General features: G+C 72.8%; 15 protein-coding genes. All 15 read left to right on the top strand.

Annotated elements, in window-relative coordinates; genetic code table 11:
- Positions 1–275 precede the first annotated feature (275 nt).
- Positions 276–1,055, top strand: coding sequence for a hypothetical protein (locus AB0L65_RS36020; protein WP_364254748.1), 780 nt, complete (start codon positions 276–278; stop codon positions 1,053–1,055).
- A gap of 127 nt (positions 1,056–1,182) precedes the next feature.
- Positions 1,183–1,473 carry a hypothetical protein gene (locus AB0L65_RS36025; RefSeq protein ID WP_364254751.1) on the top strand — a complete coding sequence of 97 codons (291 nt, stop codon included), beginning with the start codon at positions 1,183–1,185 and terminating at the stop codon, positions 1,471–1,473.
- An 89-nt stretch (positions 1,474–1,562) separates the two neighbouring features.
- Complete coding sequence (locus tag AB0L65_RS36030) at positions 1,563–1,856, top strand: hypothetical protein (RefSeq protein WP_350736926.1); 294 nt, start codon at positions 1,563–1,565, stop codon at positions 1,854–1,856.
- A 6-nt stretch (positions 1,857–1,862) separates the two neighbouring features.
- A complete protein-coding gene (locus tag AB0L65_RS36035; RefSeq protein ID WP_364254754.1) occupies positions 1,863–2,579 on the top strand; it encodes a hypothetical protein in 717 nt (238 codons plus the stop codon).
- Positions 2,572–4,737: a cysteine peptidase family C39 domain-containing protein gene (locus AB0L65_RS36040; RefSeq protein ID WP_364254757.1), complete on the top strand. Its 2,166-nt coding sequence runs from the start codon at positions 2,572–2,574 to the stop codon at positions 4,735–4,737. Before AB0L65_RS36035 ends, AB0L65_RS36040 begins: the two co-directional genes overlap by 8 nt.
- Entirely contained in the window at positions 4,734–7,331 is a 2,598-nt protein-coding gene (locus AB0L65_RS36045; RefSeq protein WP_364254759.1) for an ATP-binding cassette domain-containing protein, read from the top strand. The genes AB0L65_RS36040 and AB0L65_RS36045 overlap by 4 nt, the downstream gene beginning before the upstream one ends.
- A 1-nt stretch (position 7,332) precedes the next feature.
- Positions 7,333–10,515: a type 2 lanthipeptide synthetase LanM gene (lanM, locus tag AB0L65_RS36050; protein ID WP_364254762.1), complete on the top strand. Its 3,183-nt coding sequence runs from the start codon at positions 7,333–7,335 to the stop codon at positions 10,513–10,515.
- Positions 10,516–10,529: 14 nt separating this feature from the next.
- The gene (locus AB0L65_RS36055; protein WP_364254765.1) at positions 10,530–12,788 is read left to right on the top strand and encodes a TOMM precursor leader peptide-binding protein; all 2,259 of its coding nucleotides are present in this window, start codon (positions 10,530–10,532) and stop codon (positions 12,786–12,788) included.
- Positions 12,785–14,170, top strand: a complete 1,386-nt coding sequence (locus AB0L65_RS36060) for a SagB family peptide dehydrogenase (protein ID WP_364254768.1) — start codon at positions 12,785–12,787, stop codon at positions 14,168–14,170. The genes AB0L65_RS36055 and AB0L65_RS36060 overlap by 4 nt, the downstream gene beginning before the upstream one ends.
- Positions 14,170–14,484, top strand: a complete 315-nt coding sequence (locus AB0L65_RS36065) for a hypothetical protein (RefSeq protein WP_364254771.1) — start codon at positions 14,170–14,172, stop codon at positions 14,482–14,484. The genes AB0L65_RS36060 and AB0L65_RS36065 overlap by 1 nt, the downstream gene beginning before the upstream one ends.
- A gap of 45 nt (positions 14,485–14,529) precedes the next feature.
- Entirely contained in the window at positions 14,530–14,838 is a 309-nt protein-coding gene (locus AB0L65_RS36070) for a hypothetical protein (protein ID WP_364254774.1), read from the top strand.
- Positions 14,835–15,752 carry an ABC transporter ATP-binding protein gene (locus AB0L65_RS36075; RefSeq protein ID WP_364254777.1) on the top strand — a complete coding sequence of 306 codons (918 nt, stop codon included), beginning with the start codon at positions 14,835–14,837 and terminating at the stop codon, positions 15,750–15,752. The genes AB0L65_RS36070 and AB0L65_RS36075 overlap by 4 nt, the downstream gene beginning before the upstream one ends.
- Positions 15,749–16,552, top strand: a complete 804-nt coding sequence (locus tag AB0L65_RS36080) for an ABC transporter permease (RefSeq protein WP_364254780.1) — start codon at positions 15,749–15,751, stop codon at positions 16,550–16,552. The genes AB0L65_RS36075 and AB0L65_RS36080 overlap by 4 nt, the downstream gene beginning before the upstream one ends.
- Complete coding sequence (locus AB0L65_RS36085) at positions 16,531–17,727, top strand: histidine kinase (RefSeq protein WP_364254783.1); 1,197 nt, start codon at positions 16,531–16,533, stop codon at positions 17,725–17,727. The genes AB0L65_RS36080 and AB0L65_RS36085 overlap by 22 nt, the downstream gene beginning before the upstream one ends.
- Positions 17,724–18,362 (top strand): response regulator transcription factor, encoded by a 639-nt coding sequence (locus AB0L65_RS36090; protein WP_355201267.1) that lies wholly within the window; start codon positions 17,724–17,726, stop codon positions 18,360–18,362. The genes AB0L65_RS36085 and AB0L65_RS36090 overlap by 4 nt, the downstream gene beginning before the upstream one ends.
- The last annotated feature ends 57 nt before the right edge of the window (positions 18,363–18,419 follow it).

The following is an 18,419-nucleotide window of genomic DNA, read 5'->3' on the forward strand; positions in this document are numbered from 1 at the left end:
GGCCGAGCCGACGGACAGGATCGTGCTGCCCCGCTTGCCGCTGATGATGTCGCTGAACGCCTGCGGATCGACGCACCACCGCCCCATCCCCGGCCGGGCGGGCAGATGTCTCCCCGGTCGGGGCGGGCTCGCGGGTGACGGTCACGCCTCCGGTCGGCGGCGTCGGGATGAACGGCGCCGGATTGTTCGGTGCGGAAGCCACGAAAATTCCGATATGTGCGAAAAGTAACCAGTGATGCGTTGCCACCGCCGAGATCGGTTGTCATGATCCGCTTGTGACCCAGACAGGGGCTCCCGGTTCGAGGGCGACGGCTCGCGCGCCACTGGAGGTGCGGCTCGGCCGCGCGGCGATCGTGGCGTTCGCCATCTATCTGATCTTCCCCACGTTCGCGTACTACATCGAGAATCCACATCCCTGGCGCATCCCAGGCATCCTCCTGGCGATCGCGGTCCTCGCCCTCTACATCGCGGCCGGCTGCACCGGCCCGCGCGGGCCGTGGCACCGGTGGGCGGTGGGGGTCATGGCGCTCCTGGTCTACCTACCGCTTCCGTTCCTGGGCGAGTGGTGGGCCGCGTCGGGCGTCTTCCTCGCCGCGATGGCGCTGGGGCTCCTGCCCAGGCCGTACCCCCTGCCGGCGTTCCTGCTGGTGGCCGTCGCCGAGACGGCCAAGTCGATGGTGCTCGGCGACGATCTCGTGGGAGGGCTGTCCTGGACCCTGTCCCTCTCCGTGGCGGCCATCCCCCTGGCGGGTCTGACGCATTTCGCGGAAACGGCGCGGGTCCTCTACGCGACCAGGGCCGAGCTGGCCATGGTCGAGGTGGCGGCGCAGCGCGCACGGGCGATGGGCGAGCTGGAGGGCATCCTCGGCAGCCGGATCGACGCCATCGCCGAGCAGGGCCGCAGGGCCGTCGCCGGCGTGGAGGGCGACGCGGAGAACGTCAAGAAAGAGCTGGGCCGCATGCTCGACATGGCCCGCGAGGCCCAGAGAGAGATGCGCGGTTTCGCGCATCGGGAGCAGCGGCTCCCATCAGGAAATCCTGACTACCAGAAATGATGAACATCACGATATGTCGGTGTTAGTTGTTTCTGGCGGCTTTTGCCGCTGATGACGAATCTGGACCTCGTAGGCGGCCGCCCCTGACCCACCCGGAACCCCGGGGCCTCACCAACGAGGTGACCTCATGCCAGAAGACCCCACCCTGTCCCCGGAACTGCGCAGACAGATCGCCAGATTCGTCGCACGTGCCTGGTCCGACGAGTCGCTCAGGCGGGAGTTCGAACGAGACCCGCGCGCCGCCCTCGCCGAAGCGGGCGTCGACTGGCCGAGTGAGCTGGCCCCGCCCGACCTTCCTGACCAACCCGGCCAGGCCATCGACCTGGAGAGCCTCGAATCGTCCGCGGGCGGCGCCCTCGGCACGATCGGCACGGTGAGCTGCCCGACCGGATGTTTCTCCGGCGGACAGAGCGCCTGACGACCTCGTAAGGCGTGGTGGTGGGCAGTCCAGATGCCCACCACCTCGCCGGACCAGCATCTCACACACCCGCGGCGGGAGGACTTGTGATGACTGTGGACACGATCGGCTGGGACACGACTCAGCGCAGGGCGTTCGGCGAGCTGACCGCGAGGTCGTGGCTCGACGCCGACTTCAGACTCCGGTACGAGCGCGACCCCCTCTCGGTCCTGGCCGAGTACAACCTCCGGCCGGCCGACGGGGCGGGCGCCCCGACGCTGCCGCCGGAGCCCGGCGCCGAGCTCGTCATCGAGATCCTCGACGGGTCCGCGGAGATGCCGCCGCCCCCTCCGTGCCTGCTCAGCCTCTGCTTCTGCCTGTACACGCCGACCCCGGGAGAGTGACACGCGATGACCATGACCGCGACGGAGGCGCCAGGAGGCGAGCGGATCGACGAGCTCGTCTCCACGGTGCGGGCCAAGGCATGGCTCGCCGCGGCCGCGCTCATCCTGGTCGCGGGCTGCGCGGCGAGCTGGGCCTGGCTGGGGCAGGTCCGTGACGTGGTAGCCGGCACCGGCGTGCTGGTGGCGGGCGCCGGTCCCGTGCCGGTGGCCGCCCCCGTGCCCGGCAGCGTGGCCGAGGTCCTGGTCCGCGTGGGCCAGGAAGTGACCCCGGCGACGCCGTTGGCCGTGCTGGCCGACGAGCGGGGACGCAGGCACGTCGTGACGGGCACCGCGAAGGGACGGGTGCTGCGTACGGCGGCCCCCGGCGCGGTCCTGGCCGCGGGCGGCACCGTCGCGGCGGTCGACCCGGCCGCCGGCCCCCTGCGGGCGCTGCTCATGGTCGGCCGGGACAGGATCGGCGCGCTAGCCCCGGGTCAGACCGTCACGTTCGGCGGCACGGGCGCGCGGGGCCGGGTGAGCGCGGTCGAACCGTACCCCGCCTCGGGCGAGCTGCTGCGCCCGCTGTTCGGCGAGGCCCTGCGGGCGGACGGGCGGCACCTGGTGACCGTCGACCTCGACCGGCCGGCCTGGCCGGGCGCCACGCTCACCCCGGTGTCTGGGGAGATCACCGTCGCCGTCGTCCGCCCCGTGGACGCCCTGTTCTCCGGAGGGCGTCGTGGCTGAGCGCGCGACCAGGCCGCGGCCGGTCCGCACCGAGCGCCGGCCGCAGATGGAGGACGCCGACTGCGGGCCCGCCTGCCTGAGCACGATCTTCGCCCACCACGGCCTGCGCGTCCCCGTACGCGAGATCAGAGAACGGTGCGGAGTGGGCAGGGACGGCCTCACGGGAGCCGGGCTCAAGGCGGCGGCCGAGGAGTACGGCTTCACCATCGGCGGCTGGCGGGTGGAGGCCGACGCGCTGGAGAGCTTCCCCGTCCCCTCGATGATCTTCGTCGACCAGCGGCACTACGTGGTGCTGGAGGGAATGCGCAGGCGGTGGGCCTACCTCAACGACCCCGCCGTGGGCAGGATCCGGCTGAGCAGGGAGGAGTTCCGGCGGCGATTCAGCGGGATCGTGCTGGTACCGCGTCCGGGCGAGGGCTTCACGCCGGGAGGGCCGCGGTTCCCCATGGCCCGCTCGGTGCTGGCGAAGGTGCGGCCGTACCTGTCCACGCTGCTCGCCATCGCCGTCATGGCCTTCATGCTGGCCCTGCCCGCGGCGGTCACCGCGCTGCTGACCCGGCTCCTGCTGGGCAAGGTGCTGGTCGCCGGCGGCGCGGCCTGGTCCGCGCCCGTGCTCCTCGGGCTGCTCGGCTGCGTCGGCTTCACCCTGGCCGGCATGTGGGCGCAGCAGCGGCTGCTCGGCGCCGTGCAGCTGGCGATGGCGGCCGACCTGTCCGGCCGGTACGTGTGGCGGCTGCTCAGGCTACCGGGCGACCACTTCCACCGGCGGCAGACCGGTGGCCTGGTGACCAGGACGTCCTTCGGCGCGGGCCTGGCCCTGCTGCTCTCGGACCGGGTCGCCGCCGTCATCGCGGCCCTGCTCACCATGGTGGTGCACTCGTCGATCCTGTTCGCCTTCCACCCAGCCTTCGCCGCCGTCGCCGTGCTGCTGGCGGCGGTCAATCTGGTGGCGATGCGCGCGGTCAGCCGCCGCACCGCCCCGCACCAGCAGCGGCTCATCTTCGACGAGCACCGCAGGGACAGCATGGCGTTCAACGGCGTCTCGATGGCCGAGTCGCTGAAGGCCGACGGCGCCGAGGGATGGTTCTTCGCCAAGTGGGCGGGGCTGTCGGCGCGGACCATGTCGGCGGTCCAGGAACTGATGCGGGTCACGCAGGCGCTGATGGTGGTGCCCGCCGCGCTCGGCTCGCTCGCCGGGGCCACCATGGTGATCACCGGAGCGGTGCTGATGGCCCGCGGTGAGGTCACGATGGAGACCGTCATCGCGGCCCAGCTCCTCGTCGGCGCCTTCCTCGTACCCATGTCCTCGCTGGTCGGGGTCGGCGCCGAGGCACAGGTCGCGGTCGCGCAGACCAGCATGCTCGACGACGCGCTGCATGCCGAGCCAGACCCCCGCCACGCCGAGCCCCCCGGCGCCCCCGAGGGGGCGGGGGGCCTGCGCGGCACGGTGGAGTTCGACGGGGTCACCTTCGGTTACGACCGCCAGCACGGGCCGGTGATCGAGGGGCTGACGTGGCGCGCGGAGCCCGGCCAGCGCATCGCCATCGTCGGCCGCACCGGCAGCGGCAAGTCCACGGTCGCCCGCCTGCTCACCGGAGCGGCCGTGCCGTGGTCCGGGCAGATCAGGTTCGACGGCGTGCCGAGGGACGAGATGCCCAGGGAGACGCTGTCCACCTCGATCGGCTACGTGGAGCAGAGCCTGCAGGTGTTCGAGGGCACGGTGGCCGACAACCTGACGCTGTGGGACCCGACGGTTCCCGCGTACCGGCTGCGCCGGGCGCTCGGCGACGCCTGCATCGCCGAGGTGGTCCACCGCAGGGGAGGGCTGTCGGGCGGCTGGGTCGAGGAGCGGGGCCGCAACCTGTCGGGCGGCGAGCGGCAGCGCCTGGAGATCGCCAGGGCGCTCGCGCTGTCCCCCTCGGTGCTGGTGCTGGACGAGGCCACCAGCGCGTTGGACGCGGAGACCGAGGCCCTGGTGGACGCCAACCTCAAAGCCAGGGGCTGCACGTGCGTCGTCATCGCGCACCGGCTCAGCACCGTACGCGACAGCGATCTGATCCTCGTGCTGGACCGCGGCAAGGTCGTCCAGCGGGGAACCCACGCCGAGCTCATCGCCGAGTCCGGTCCCTACCGCACACTCGTCGAGGAAGCGGCATGAACGGCTACCCCGTCAGCGAGATCGAGCTGATCGACCCCTATGCCTGCTGGCACGTGGTCAGCGGCTCCGTCGACGTCCTGCTGGCGCCCGTGGACGGCCAGGGCCCCCGCCGCCGCGTCGTCCGCGTGGAGAGCGGGCAGCTCATGCACGGCTTCGCCGCCACCGACCTGCCGGGGGGATACACCGTTCTGGCCTCCCCGGCCGACGGGACGTCGGTGCGCCGCGTCCGCAGGGACGCGGGCGCGGTGTCGGCCTGGGCGCGCCGCCTCCACGGGCCCGGCGCGCAGGACGGCGCGGGCGGCGGCCGGCCGGCGCTCCGCCGCGCCGGCGCGGCGCAGGACCCGCCGAGCGAGCGCGAGCTGCGCGCACTGCACCGCGGGGCGCTGGAGCAGGTGCTGCTGCTGGCCGAGGCGGAGGAGGCCGACCGGGACAACTGGCGCGTGGCCAGGGTGGCGGCCACGAGCGAGACGCTCCGGCGGTCGTTCGCCGATGTCGGGGTGGCCGCCGGCGCGCCGCCCTCTCCCGACCGGCCCCGGACGACCGCCGAACACGCCGCGAAAGTGGTCAAGACGCTCGGCGACCACTGCGGGTTCGCCGTGCGGGAGAGTGCCCCGGGCCCCGACGCCGGCTCGGCGTCCGGCGACCCGCTCGGCGCGGCGCTGGACGCCGCCAGGGTCAGGCACCGGCGGGTACGCCTCTCCGGACGATGGTGGCGCACGGCCACCGTCCCCATGATCGGCTTCACCCAGGAGGACGGGCGGCCGGTGGCGCTCCTGCCGCACCGGGGCGGCTACCGCGCCGCGGACCCGGCGGCGGACCCATGCCGGGTGACCGAGTCCGTGGCCGCGCGCCTCGCCCCGGACGCCTGGCAGATCTACCCGCCGCTCGGCGAGGGCGTCGCCACCCCCGTCGCGCTGCTCAGGTTCGGCCTGCGCGGCGCGGGCAGGGAGCTGGCCTGGCTCCTCGCGGCCGGCGGCGGCGCCGGGCTGCTCGCGCTCGGCGTCCCCCTGTTCACCTTCAGCCTGCTGACCTCCGCGTCCAACCCCGCCGACCGGCCCGCGACGATCTGGACCGCGGTGATCATCGCCGCCATGGTGTGCGCGAGCGCCCTGCTCCTCGCCGTGCGCAACTCGGTGCTCGTACGCGTCCACGGACGGCTCCAGGAACGGCTCGAACCCGCCGTCTGGAGCCACCTCATCTCCCTCGACCTGCCGTTCTTCAACCGGTACAGCACCGGCGAGCTGGTCCAGCGCGCCAACGCCATCTCCGACATGCGCAAGGCGCTCGGCGAGGCCGCGGTCAGCTCCCTCCTCGGCGGCATGTTCTCCCTGTTCGGCCTGCTGGCGCTGCTCGCCGTGGACTGGCGGCTGGCCCTGGTCGCGCTGGGCGGGGTGGGCGCGCTGCTCGCCGTGCTCGCCGGGCGCGCGGTCCGGCAGCAACGGCACGAGCTGGTCATGCACGAGCAGTACGGGAAGGTCTACTCCCTGCTGTACGCGTGCCTCGGCGCGATCGACAAGATCCACGTCGCGGGCCGGGAGGCCCAGGTGTTCGGGCTGTGGTCCCGGCTGTTCGCGACACAGCAGCGCGCGGCCGAGGCGATCCAGCGCGAGCGGGCGGTGTCGACGGCGATCGGCGCCTCGGCGCAGCCGGCGCTGCTGCTGCTCCTCGCCACCACCGGCCTGGCCTGGGGCGTCCCGACGGCGTCCTTCGTGATCGCCGCCGTGGCGCTCGGCCAGTTCGTGCTCGCGCTCGGCCAGATGAACAGGGCGGTGGAAGCGGCCTTCGCCCTCCTGCCCCGGTTCGAGCGGCTGCGCCCGGTGCTGGAGCGGGCGCCGGAGACGTCGCCCGGCGCGAAGGACCCGGGCGAGCTGAACGGGCTGGTACGGCTCAGCGGCGTCTCCTTCGCCTACCCCGGCACCGCGATGCGGATCCTCGACGACGTGTCGATGGTGTTCAAGCCGGGCGAGTTCGTCGCGGTCGCGGGCCCGTCCGGCGCGGGCAAGTCCACGCTGGTACGGCTGCTGCTGGGCTTCGAACCGCCCCGCACCGGCCAGGTGCTCTACGACGGCGGCGACCTGCGCGACCTCGATCTGCGCCGCGTGCGCGCCCAGGTGGGCGTGGTGATGCAGCAGGCCAGAGTGCTCAGAGGCTCGATCCTGGAGAACATCATCGGCGACGTGCCCGGCGCGACGGAGGAGGACGCCTGGTGGGCGGCCCGCCTGGCCGACCTGGACGGCGACATCGCCGCGATGCCCATGGGCCTGCACACCGTCGTCGGAGAGGACAACGCGTCCTTCTCGGGCGGTCAGCTCCAGCGGCTGCTCATCGCCAGAGCGCTGGTGAAACGCCCGCGCGTCCTCATCCTCGACGAGGCGACGAGCGCCCTGGACAACCACACCCAGGCGCTGGTCAGCCGGAGGATCGCCGAGTTGGACATCACCCGGATCGTGATCGCGCACCGGCTGAGCACCATCAAGTCGGCGGATCGGATCTACGTACTCGACCAGGGGAGGGTCGTCGCCGACGGCCCCTTCGAGGAGCTGATGGACGACAACCGGCTCTTCGCCCGCATGGTCCGCCGACAGGAGGTCTGAGATGACGGTCTCGGTGCACGCCGGATACGCCGAAGCGCAGGGCGAGGGCCTGCTCGCGGTTCCCGGTGGGGACGAACGGCTGATAGCCGTGCTCGCCGCGGCGGCGCCCTTCCCCGAGCGCGTGTCGGGAGAGTTCTTCGTCCCCGTGGCGGGGCGCAGCCCGCGCCAGGCGTCCGAACGCACCACACGCTGGCTGAAGGCCGCCGTCGGCGACGACGAGGACGCCAAGCGGGCGCTGCTGCACCACCGCAGGCGCTCCGGCCGAGACCTCGGCGCCGGGCTCGTCGACGTCCGGCTCGCCGACCCGGGCAGGCTGCCCGACTGGGGTTACGCCCTGGTGGACTTCCTGCTCGCCCAGCCGCCCACGGCCGCGGCCGACCCCGCGTCCGGGCGGCCCGGCTCACCGTTCGTGGCGTTCAGGCGCGCCGTCAACCGGCTGGTGGACATGAAGGACGGGACGGTACGCGGAGTCCCCGTCACCCCCGAGGCGTGCGAGGACATCGCGGGCCAGCTGATCGAGCGCCTGACGCAGGTCTGCTTCTCCGGCTTCGCGTTCGAGGCGCAGCTCGCCGGCACCGCCAACGACGTGTCCGCCTGGCTGCAGAGCCCCGGTCTGGACGTCAGTCAGTCCGGCTGGCTCGACCGGCTGGAGACGCTCCCGGGGCTGGCCTACGTCATGGGCATGGCCTGCCTGCAGTGGCGGCGCGTCGTCCACGAGCTCTTCGACCGGTTGAACGCCGACCTGCCGGAACTGCGCAGGACGCTGTGGGGCTGGACCGCCCCTGGACCGGTCTCGGGATACTCCGGCGACTCGGGCGACCCGCACAACCACGGGCGGGTGGTCACGTTGCTCACCTTCGCCTCGGGCGAGCGGGTCGTCTACAAGCCGAAGGACCTGCGCTCGGTGGTCGGGCTGATGGACGTGTGCACCCTGCTGAACAACCACGGGCTGCCGCTCACCCTGCACACCCGCACGGTCGTCCTGCGCGACGGCTACGGCTGGGAGGAGTACGTCACCGCCGAGCCCGCCACCGACGAGGACAGCGTACGGCGCTACTACACGCGCCTGGGCATGCTGGCCAGGCTCGCCCAGTTCCTGGAGTGCCGCGACCTGTGGGCCGACAACCTGGTCGCCAAGGGGGACACGCCGGTCTTCATCGACCTGGAGAACGTCCTCCAGGGCCGCATCAGCAAGCCCGCCCTCATCGGCGACCGCATCCAGTCCCTGTGGGGGCAGGTCGAGGAGACGGTGGTCAAGACCGCCGTCATCAGCTTTCCCCGGGTGATCGCGGGCGGCGTCCAGTCGCACGACATCGGCTGCATGGCCGGACTGCAGGAGCAGGTCGCGCAGAACCCCCAGTTGTACCCGCTCGGCTGGGAGGCGCCGCCGTACCGGCCCACGTGGGGCGCGGGCGAGCTGGCCGACCCGAGCCGCTACGCCGACGAGGTGGCCGAGGGCTATCGGCAGATGCAGGACTGCCTGACGCGCAACCGCGAGCTGCTCGCCGACGCCTGCGGCCCGCTCGCGCTGTTGGAGGACGCGCCGGTCCGCTACATCTGGCGCAGCACCTGGGACTGCGTCGAGCTGCTCGGCATGAGCCTGAGCCCGGGGGCGCTGATCGACGGGATGGCCAGGGAGATCACCTTCGCCCACCTGTTCCGCAGCGCCCGCGAGACGCTGCGGCGGGACCCGGGGCGCGAGGACATCCTGGAGATCGTCGAGCAGGAGATCGACGCGTTCCGCCGGATGGACGTCCCCCTGTTCGTCTCCAGGCCCGGCTCGGACTCGGTGTTCACCCCCGACGGCGTCGAGATCCCCGGGCACTTCTCGGGCACGGCGTGGCAGCGGCTTCAGGACCGCCTCGCCGACCTGGCGGGGTTCCCGGTGGACGAGCAGCTCGCCGTGCTGGAGACCTGCCTCGACTTCACGGGCGCGGGGCAACTGCCCACCTTGTTCCCCGGCCCCGGGCCCCGGCCCCGCACGGTGCGCGAGCTGGGCCAGTACGTCTACGACCTGTCAGGCCGGCGGGCGGAACCCGAGGCCGAGGTGCTGCTCGCCCGCGCCGGCGAGCTCGCCGACCAGGTGCTCGCCAGCGCCGTCCCGCTCGGCACGCCCGCGGGCGGCCCCATCGGCGAGCGGTCCGGCTGGATCGGCGTGGTCACCTATCCCGCGCACGGCCTGGACCAGGTCGAACCCCTTCAGGGTGACCTGCTCACCGGTACCGCCGGCCTCGCCGTCTTCCTCGCCGAGCTGTACGCCAACACGGGCGCCCCCGGCCACTGGACGGCCGCGCAGGACGCGCTGGACGCCTCGGCCGAGTTCGCGACGCTGTCCACGCAGTCGGGCGTCTACCGCAGGATGTGCGGGACGCTCGCGCCCGTCGGGGCGTTCGTGGGCCTCGGCTCGACCATCTACGCGCTGAGCCGCTGCGGCGCCACCCTGGCCGACACCAGGCTCGTGGAGCGGGCGGTCGCGCTGGTGCCGCTCGCCGAGGCCCAGCTGTCCCTGCCGACCAGCGCCGAACCCGTGCTGGGCCGGGCCGGGCTGCTGCTCGCCCTGCACAAGCTGCGCGAGGCCGCCCCGACGGCGGTCCCCGCGGCCGAGGCGCTCGCCGCGCGGCTGCATGAGGAGCTGCTGGCCGAGCTGGCCGGCGGCGGCGCGGCCCGGTCGCCGTACCCGCCGGGCGTGCCCGCGCTCGACGGGGTGCCCACCGGGGTGGACGGGCTGGTGTGGGCGCTGGCCGCCAGCGCGAGCGCGCTCGGGAAGATCGGCGCTGCCGCCGCGCCGCTGCTGGCGCACCGGTTCGCCCTCGACACGCCCGGCTCGCTGCTCGCCGCCGTCGCCACCGCCCACCTCCTCACCGGCGAGGTGCCCGGCGACCTGCGGGAGCGCGTGGCCAGGTACTGCGCGCCCGACGCCGGACGTTCCTGCGCGCGGCTCGTCGTGGACGCCGAGGTGGCGCTGCACACGGCCCGCCTGACCGGCGACGCGGCGCTGGAGCGGTCCGCCCGCGAACTGGCCGCCGAGCTGCTGCGCCGCCGCGACCACACGGGCCGCTGGTTCGCCGACCGGCGACGCGCCGACCGCCTGTCCCTGTCCGCCACCGACGGGCTCGCCGCGGCGGGGCTCACCCTCCTCCGGCTCGCCGACGACCAGGTCGCCTCGCTGCGCCTCGTGCACTGACCGAAAGGAACGTTATGGACGCCCGACCAGCTTTCCGCCGCCATTTCAGGGTCGAGGTCATCGAGGGAGACGGGGTCTTCCTGATCAACGAGCGCGACACGCACGTGCTCACCGGCCGGTCGATCGAGGCGGTGGCCGGCCTGCTCGACGGCAAGCACACCGTCAACGACATCCTGGTCGCGGTGGAGCCGGACATCCCGCCGGAGAACGTCTACTACGTGCTCCACACGCTCAGGCAGCGCGATCTGCTGGTCGACGTCACCGAGGACGTGGATCGGAGGACGGCCGCCTACTGGGAGATGGCCGGACTCCAGGCGCAGGAGGCGGTGACCGCGGTGCGCGGCGGGCGGGCCGAGCTGCTCACCGTCGGGGAGGTGCCCGCCGAGGAACTGCGGGACCTGCTGGTCGCCGAGGGGGTGGAGGTGACCGGCCCCGGGGAGGACGCGGCGCTGACCGTCGTGCTGACCGACGACTACCTGCGCGGCGAGCTGGCCGACGTCAACCGGCGGCACCTGGCGGAGCGGCGGCCGTGGCTGCTGGCCCGCACGACCGGCCCCGTCCTCTGGCTGGGCCCCGTCTTCCAGCCGGGGGAGGGCGACGGCGGCTGCTGGCGATGCCTGTCCCAGCGGCTGGAGGGGCACCGGCAGTCGCTGACGTACGTGGAGGATCGGCTGCGGGCTGGCCGCCCGCTGGCCCTGCCCGCCGCCGACCTGGCGCTGACCCGCGGCGCGGGCGTGCGGCTCGTCGCGGCCGAGACGGCGAAGTGGCTGGCCGGGGCGAGGAACCCGCAGCAGCGCGACCTGGTCACCTTCGACACCATGCGCCTCGGCGCCACCCGCCACGAGCTGCGGCGCAGGCCGCAGTGCCCGGAGTGCGGCGACGACGGCCTGATGGCCGCGGCCGCGGAGTCCCCGGTCGAGCTGCGCTCACGACCCAAGACCTTCACCGCCGACGGCGGCCACCGCTCCAAGCACCCGGAGGACACCGCCGAGCGGTACGCCCACCTGGTCAGCCCGGTCACGGGCGTCATCCGCGAGCTCACCCGGATGGACACCAGGACGCCGTTCGTCAAGGCGTACGTGGCCGGGCACAACTTCTCCCGGGAGACCCGTGACCTCGCCATGCTGCGCAAGGGCCTGCGGACCCAGAGCGCCGGCAAGGGCATGACCGACCTGCAGGCCAAGGTCAGCGCCATGTGCGAGGCGATGGAACGCTACTCGGGCATCTTCCAGGGCGACGAGGCCAGGCGCACGGCGAGCCTGCGGGAGCTCGGCGCGGACGCCGTACACCCGAACGCCTGCTCGCTCTACAGCGACGCCCAGTACCGCACCCGCCGGGAGCTCCGCGCCACCTCCAGCTACTCCTACGTCAACGACCCCTTCGACGAGGACGCCGCGATCGAATGGACGCCCGTGTGGTCGCTGACCGAGCGGCGGCACAAGTACCTGCCCACCGGCTACCTCTATTACTACTACAACGACCAACGCTCCACCGGCCCGCTCTACACCTGGGCCGACTCCAACGGCAACGCCGCCGGCTCCTCCCTGGAGGACGCCGTCCTTCAGGGCTTCATGGAGCTCGTCGAGCGGGACGCGGTGGCCGTGTGGTGGTACAACCGCCTGCGCCGGCCCGCCTTCGACCTCGGCACCTTCGCCGACCCGTGGATCTCCGAGTTCCAGGAGGTCTACGCCGGTCTCGGCCGCGACCTGCACGTGCTCGACCTCACCAACGACCTCGGCGTCCCGGTGGCCGCCGCGGTCAGCCGCCGGGTCGACGGGCCGACCGAGGACATCCTCATGGCCTTCGGCGCCCACTTCGACGTGCGCATCGCCGTCCAGCGCGCCCTGGCCGAGCTGAACCAGTTCATCCCCGCGGTCATCGACGTCGGCCCGGACGGCGTCACCCGTTACCGGTTCCCCGAGCGCGACCAGGTCGACTGGTGGACGAACGCGCGCGTCGCCGACCACCCCTACCTCTCGCCCACCTCGATCTCCGTGCCCGCGTCCGCCTACGCCCGGCCGGCCACCGCCGACCTGCTCGACGACGTCGAAGCGGCCCGCGCGCTGGTCGAGGAGCGCGGGATGGAGATGCTCGTGCTCGACCAGACCAGGCCCGACATCGGCCTGCCGGTCGTCAAGGTCATCGTGCCCGGCCTGCGCCACTTCTGGCGGCGGCTGGCCCCCGGCCGCCTCTACGACGTGCCCGTACGGCTCGGCTGGCTCGCCGAGCCCACACCGGAGGAGCAGATGAACCCCATCACGATGTTCCTGTGACCGGCCCGGCACCCCTCCCCATGGTGGGGCTGCGCGAGGACGCGGTCGTCGAGTCCGCGGACGGCGTGCTGACCATCGCGCAACCCTTCGGCACGGTCACCCTGCGCGGCCTGCCGCAGGCCGTCGAGTCGCTGCTGCGCGAGCTGCCCGGCACGCTGGCGGACCAGGACGATCTGGCCGAGCGGCTCCTCGCGGCGGGCGGCAGCAGCCACGACGCTGCCCTGCTGTACCTGACGCTGTCGCGGCTGAGCGCGGTCCTCGTCCACGCGGTCGAGCCGCTGCTGCGGGTGGTGCCCGTCGCCCGCGACGCCCGGTTCCGGCTGCCCGCGCTCGCTCCGAGTGACACCGTGCGCCTGTCGAGGTTCGCGCTCGTCCGCAGGACGGATCAGGGACTCGTCCTGGAGTCCCCGCTGTCCCGGCACCGCGTCACGCTCACCGAGGACGCCATGCCGCTGCTCTCCGCGCTCGGCCGCCCGGTCATGGTGAAGGAGGCGCCGGAGGCGATCGGCCACCTCGTCGCCGCCGGCATGGCGTTCGCCGGAGACGCCGAGGAGCGGGATCCCGCGCTGCGCTCGTGGGACTTCCACGACCTGCTCTTTCACGCCAGGAGCAGAGCGGGGCGGCACGACCAGCCGTTCGGCGCGACCTTCCGCTTCCTGGACGAGACGCCGCCGCCACCGGTGGTCAAGCAGCCTCCCGAGGGCGCCGCCGTCGAGCTGTACACGCCCTCCCTGGAGGAGGCCGCCGCGGCCGACCCGCCGTTCACCACCGTGCTGGAGTCGCGCAGATCGGTGCGCCAGTACGCCGGCCCGCCGACGGTCCGGCAGCTCGGCGAGCTGCTCTACCGGGCCGCCAGGGTCAGGCGCGTCTTCGGGCCGGCGCCCGGCATGCCGTACGAGGCCAGCAGCAGGCCCTACCCGGGCGGCGGCGCCGTCTACGAGCTGGAGCTGTACCTGACCGTGGCCCGATGCGAGGGCCTGGACAGCGGCGCCTACTACTACGACCCGCGCGGCCACCGGCTCGTCACCCTCCCCGCCAGGGACGAGGACGCGCGGGCGATGCTGGCCGCGGCGAGCCTGGCCACGGGCGGGACGGCCAGCCCCGACGTGCTGATCACCATCACCTCGCGCTTCCAGCGCATGTCGTGGAAGTACTCCTCGATCGCCTACGCCGCCACGTTGAAGACCGTCGGCGCGCTCTACCAGACCTTCTACCTGGTGGCCACCGCGATGGGCATGGCGCCCTGCGGCCTCGGCAGCGGCGACGCCGACCTGGCCGCCCGCACCTTCGGCCTCGACTGGGCCACCGAGTCGTCGGTCGGGGACTTCCTCATCGGCGGCGCCCCCGCAGAGTCCGATCCGCACAGACAAGGAGACCGCTGATGGCCGAAAGCATCTACATCCTCGGGGACGAGGACCGCAGGAAGTTCGCCCGGCTGGTGGCGGCGGCGTGGCAGGACGCCGAGCTGCGGAGCCGCTACGAGAGCGGTCCCAGGGCCCTGCTGAGCCAGTACGGCATCGCCTACCCGGAAGGCGTGCCCACGCCGCCGCTGCCGCCCAAGCCGGAGGGCGAGTTCGACATCACCGACCTGGAGTCGGCCGCCGGCTCTTCCGAGCCCGGCACGGTCAGCACCATTCTCACGCTCACCAGCATGACCGGGCCGAGCGTCCCCAACACGACGGGCGACACGTTCTGAGCGATCGCGCTCTGTCCGGAATCCACACAGACAAGGAGACTTCTGATGGCTGAGAGCATGTACGTCTTCGGGGACGAGGACCGCAGGAAGTTCGCCCGGCTGGTGGCGGCGGCGTGGCAGGACGGCGGGCTGCGGGGCCGCTATGACGGCGACCCCAGGCCCCTGCTGAGCCAGTACGGCATCGCCTACCCCGAGGGGGTGCCCACGCCGCCGCTGCCGGCCCAGCCGGATGGCGAGTTCGACATCACCGAGCTGGAGTCGGCCGCCGGCTCTGTCGCGTTCACGACGGACGGCACGGCCAGCTCGATCGGCACCGCCCTGTGCAATTCGGTCTGCTTCGGCGACACACAGTGAGCGAGACGGTGATCGAGGTCTCCGGACTTCGTAAACGCTACGGGCAGTTCACGGCCGTGGACGGCATCTCCTTCGACGTACGCGAGGGGGAGGTGTTCGCTCTCCTCGGCACGAACGGCGCGGGCAAGACCACCACGATCGAGATCCTGGAGGGCTACCTCAGGCCCACCGAGGGCACGGTACGGGTGTTCGGCGAGGACCCGGCGGGACACCGCGCCCCGCGCGCCAGGATCGGCCTGGTGCTGCAGGAGTCCGGCCTGTTCGGCGACCTGTCGGCGGCCGAGACGGTGGCCGCCTGGAGCAGGTTCACCACCGGCGCCAGACCCGTGGCCGAGGCGCTGGAGCTGGTGGGGCTGTCCGGCCAGGCCCGGACGCGGGTCAAGCGGATGTCCGGCGGCGAGCGGCGCAAGCTCGACATCGCGCTGGCCACGCTCGGAAGCCCCGACCTGCTGTTCCTCGACGAACCGACCACGGGGCTCGACCCCGAGGCCCGCCACCGGGTCCGGGACCTGGTCAGGGATCTCGCGGCCGGCGGGATGACGGTGCTGCTCACCACGCACTACCTGGAGGAGGCCCAGGAGCTCGCCGGCCGGGTGGCCATCATGGACAAGGGCGGGATCGTCACCCAGGGCACGATGGCGGAGGTGCTGGGCCGGGGCTCGGGCCGGGTCGCCTTCGAGCTGCCCGAGGACACCGCCCTCGACGGGCTGCCGGTGGGCGAGCAGGACGCGCTCACCGTGACCGGGCGCCGGTGCGTGATCCTCACCACCGAGCCCGAGTCGGTGGCGCACTCCGTGCTCGGGTGGGCGCATGTTCGTGGCGTGCGGCTCAGCGGTCTGGACGTCCGACAGGCGACGCTCGAAGAGGTCTTCCTCGACATCGCCGGCGCGCGCGGGGAGGAGGCCAGGACGTGACCGCCTACACGCTCGCGCACTTCCGGCTGACCCAGACGCTGTTCTGGCGCACGCCGGTGTCGGTCGGCGTCGCCCTGTTCTTCCCCGTCGTGTTCGGCGGGCTGATGCCGCTGATGCTGCCGGGCGGGACCAGGGACGGGGCGCCGGTCGATGTCGCCATCATGACCGGCGTCATCGTGATGGGCATCGCCAACCTGGGCTTCATGACCCTGGTGGAGTCCTTCGTCGTGCGGCGGCAACTGCTGATACTCAAGCGGCTGCGCGGGACGGAGCTGCCCGACCTCGCCATCTTCGGCGGGGAGATCCTCACCGTGCTGTCGATCGGCCTGCTGCAGCTCGTGCTGATCGTCGGCCTGGCCAGGGTGATGCACGGTGTCGAGCTGCCGGCCAATCCCGCCCTGCTGGTGGTCACGGTGCTCCTCGGGCTCGCGGTGTTCGCCGCGATGGCCGTCGCGGTGAGCGGCAGGATTCCCGCGCAGGGCTCCACGGTCGTGGTGAGCCTGCCGTTCCTGCTGCTCGCCATCGGCCTGTCCGGGTTCGCCTACCCCGTCTCGGCGTTCCCCGGCTGGTTGCGGATCGTGTCCTCCTTCCTCCCGTTCGGGCGGGTGGCCGAAGGGGTCAGCACCGCCTATCTCGGGCGGGACTACGTGGGACACGCGGGGGCCGGCGTGCCCCCCAAGGTGGGGATCCTGGAGGGCTTCCTGGTCATGTGGCCGGGGTGGCTCGTCCTGGCCGCCTGGCTCGTCCTCTCATTGCTCGTCGCGAAAAGGTGGTTCAAGTGGGAGCCTCGCAGAGGCTGAGGGGCGTCGGGCCGGGCATCGTACGGCTGGCCCGTGCCACGGCCGGGGTCTTCCTCGTCGGCATGGCGGCCTTCGCCGCCGTGCCGCTCGCGGAGGCGCTCGGCGCCTACTCCTCCGTCAGGGTCACGACCGCGGTCGTCCTCATCATCGGCCTCACCGGCTGCTACCTGTGGCTGGCGGTGCGGGCCGTGCTCGACCGGGGTTCGCGGTGGGATCTCGCGGTGCTGGCCGTGATGTGCGTACTGGCCCTCGCCGTGCCGTTCGCCGCCGGGCCCACCTGGCTGAGCGTCGGGTTCATGCTTCCGCTCGCGTTCGCGGTCACGCTGCGCGGCCGGTGGGCGGCGCTGGGGTTTTTCGCCTCGCTGGCCGCCGGCCTGGTCCTGCCGGCCTCGCAGGACCTGAGCTGGGTGCTCTTCGGTTCCCTGCAGAACCTGCTCACGGCCGGCGCGCTCGCGGGCCTGACCATCTTCGCGACCTTGCTCGCCGAGTTGCAGCGCACCCGCGAGGAGGCCGCCAAGCTCGCCATCACCGAAGAGCGGCTCAGGTTCGCCCGTGAGCTGCACGACGTGTTGGGGCACAACCTCTCGGTCATCGCCATGCGGACCGAACTGGGCACGCGGATCCCGCCCGAGGAGATCGGGCGGCTGCGCCGCGAGCTGACGGAGATCCACGACATCGCCAGTCGCTCGCTGCACGACGTGCGGGCGGTGGTCAAGGGCTACCGCGAGATGTCGCTGGAGAGGGAGCTGAGCGGGGTGCGCCGGGTGCTGGAGACCGCCGGCGTCCGATGCGACTTCGCCGAACTGCCGCCCTCGCTGCCGCCGGAGGTCCGCGTGGCGCTGGCCTGGGCGGTGCGCGAGGCGGCCACCAACCTGCTGCGCCACAGCGACGCCACGGTCTGCCTGCTCGGGGTCGAGACCGACGGCGACCGCATCACGGTGACCGTCGCCAACGACGGCGTGCGCCCGGACGGCGACTCGATCGCCGCTGGCGCGGCGGCCGGAGCTGAGGCGACCGTGGGCGGGAGCGGCCTGGCCGGGCTCGACGAGCGGCTCGCGCAGGTGGGCGGGAGCTGCGGACGGCACACCGAAGACGGCTGGTTCACGCTGTCGCTGGACGTTCCCGGCCGCCTCCCGGCGGCCGCACTCACCTCTGCTACAGGAGACCGGAGATGATCAAAGTTCTGATCGCGGAGGACCACGACCTCATCAGAGGTGCCCTGATCGCCCTGCTGTCGGAGGAGCGGGACATCCGCGTGGTCGAGGAGGTGTCCAGGGGCGACGAGATCGTGCCCGCCGTCGTCGGCTCCAAGCCGGACGTGGCGCTGCTGGACATCGGGCTGCCGGGCATCGACGGCCTGGAGGCGGCGGGCCTGATCAAGGAGCTGGAACAGCCGCCGCCGGTGCTCATTCTCACCAGTGTCGGCACGCCCGGTAACTTCGAGCGGGCCATGGCCGCGGGGGTGCGCGGCTTCCTGGTCAAGGACGCGCCCGCCCACCGGCTCACCGACGCCATCCGGGTGGTGGCCAGGGGTGAACGTTACATCGACTTCGACGTGGCCGCCGACGGCGGCGAGCAGGAGATCGACACCAATCCGCTGACCACGCGGGAGATCGCCGTGCTGTCGGCCGTCGCGGCCGGTGGGCGGGGCAGCGACCTGCGGAGCACCTTGGGGCTGTCGATCCACACGATCAGGAACTACCTCGCCGCCGCCCGCCTGAAGACGGGCGCCCGCAGCGACGAGGACGCCGTGCGCATCGCGCGGGCGAACGGGTGGCTGAACGAGGGATCGGCGGCCGCCGGTAGTTGATTCGCGGGCCAGGAAGGGGTCACGATCAGTACGAAATCATGATGCATCCGGACATGT

The sequence above is a fragment of the Nonomuraea sp. NPDC052116 genome, from assembly GCF_040680035.1.
Classification (GTDB): domain Bacteria; phylum Actinomycetota; class Actinomycetes; order Streptosporangiales; family Streptosporangiaceae; genus Nonomuraea; species Nonomuraea angiospora_A.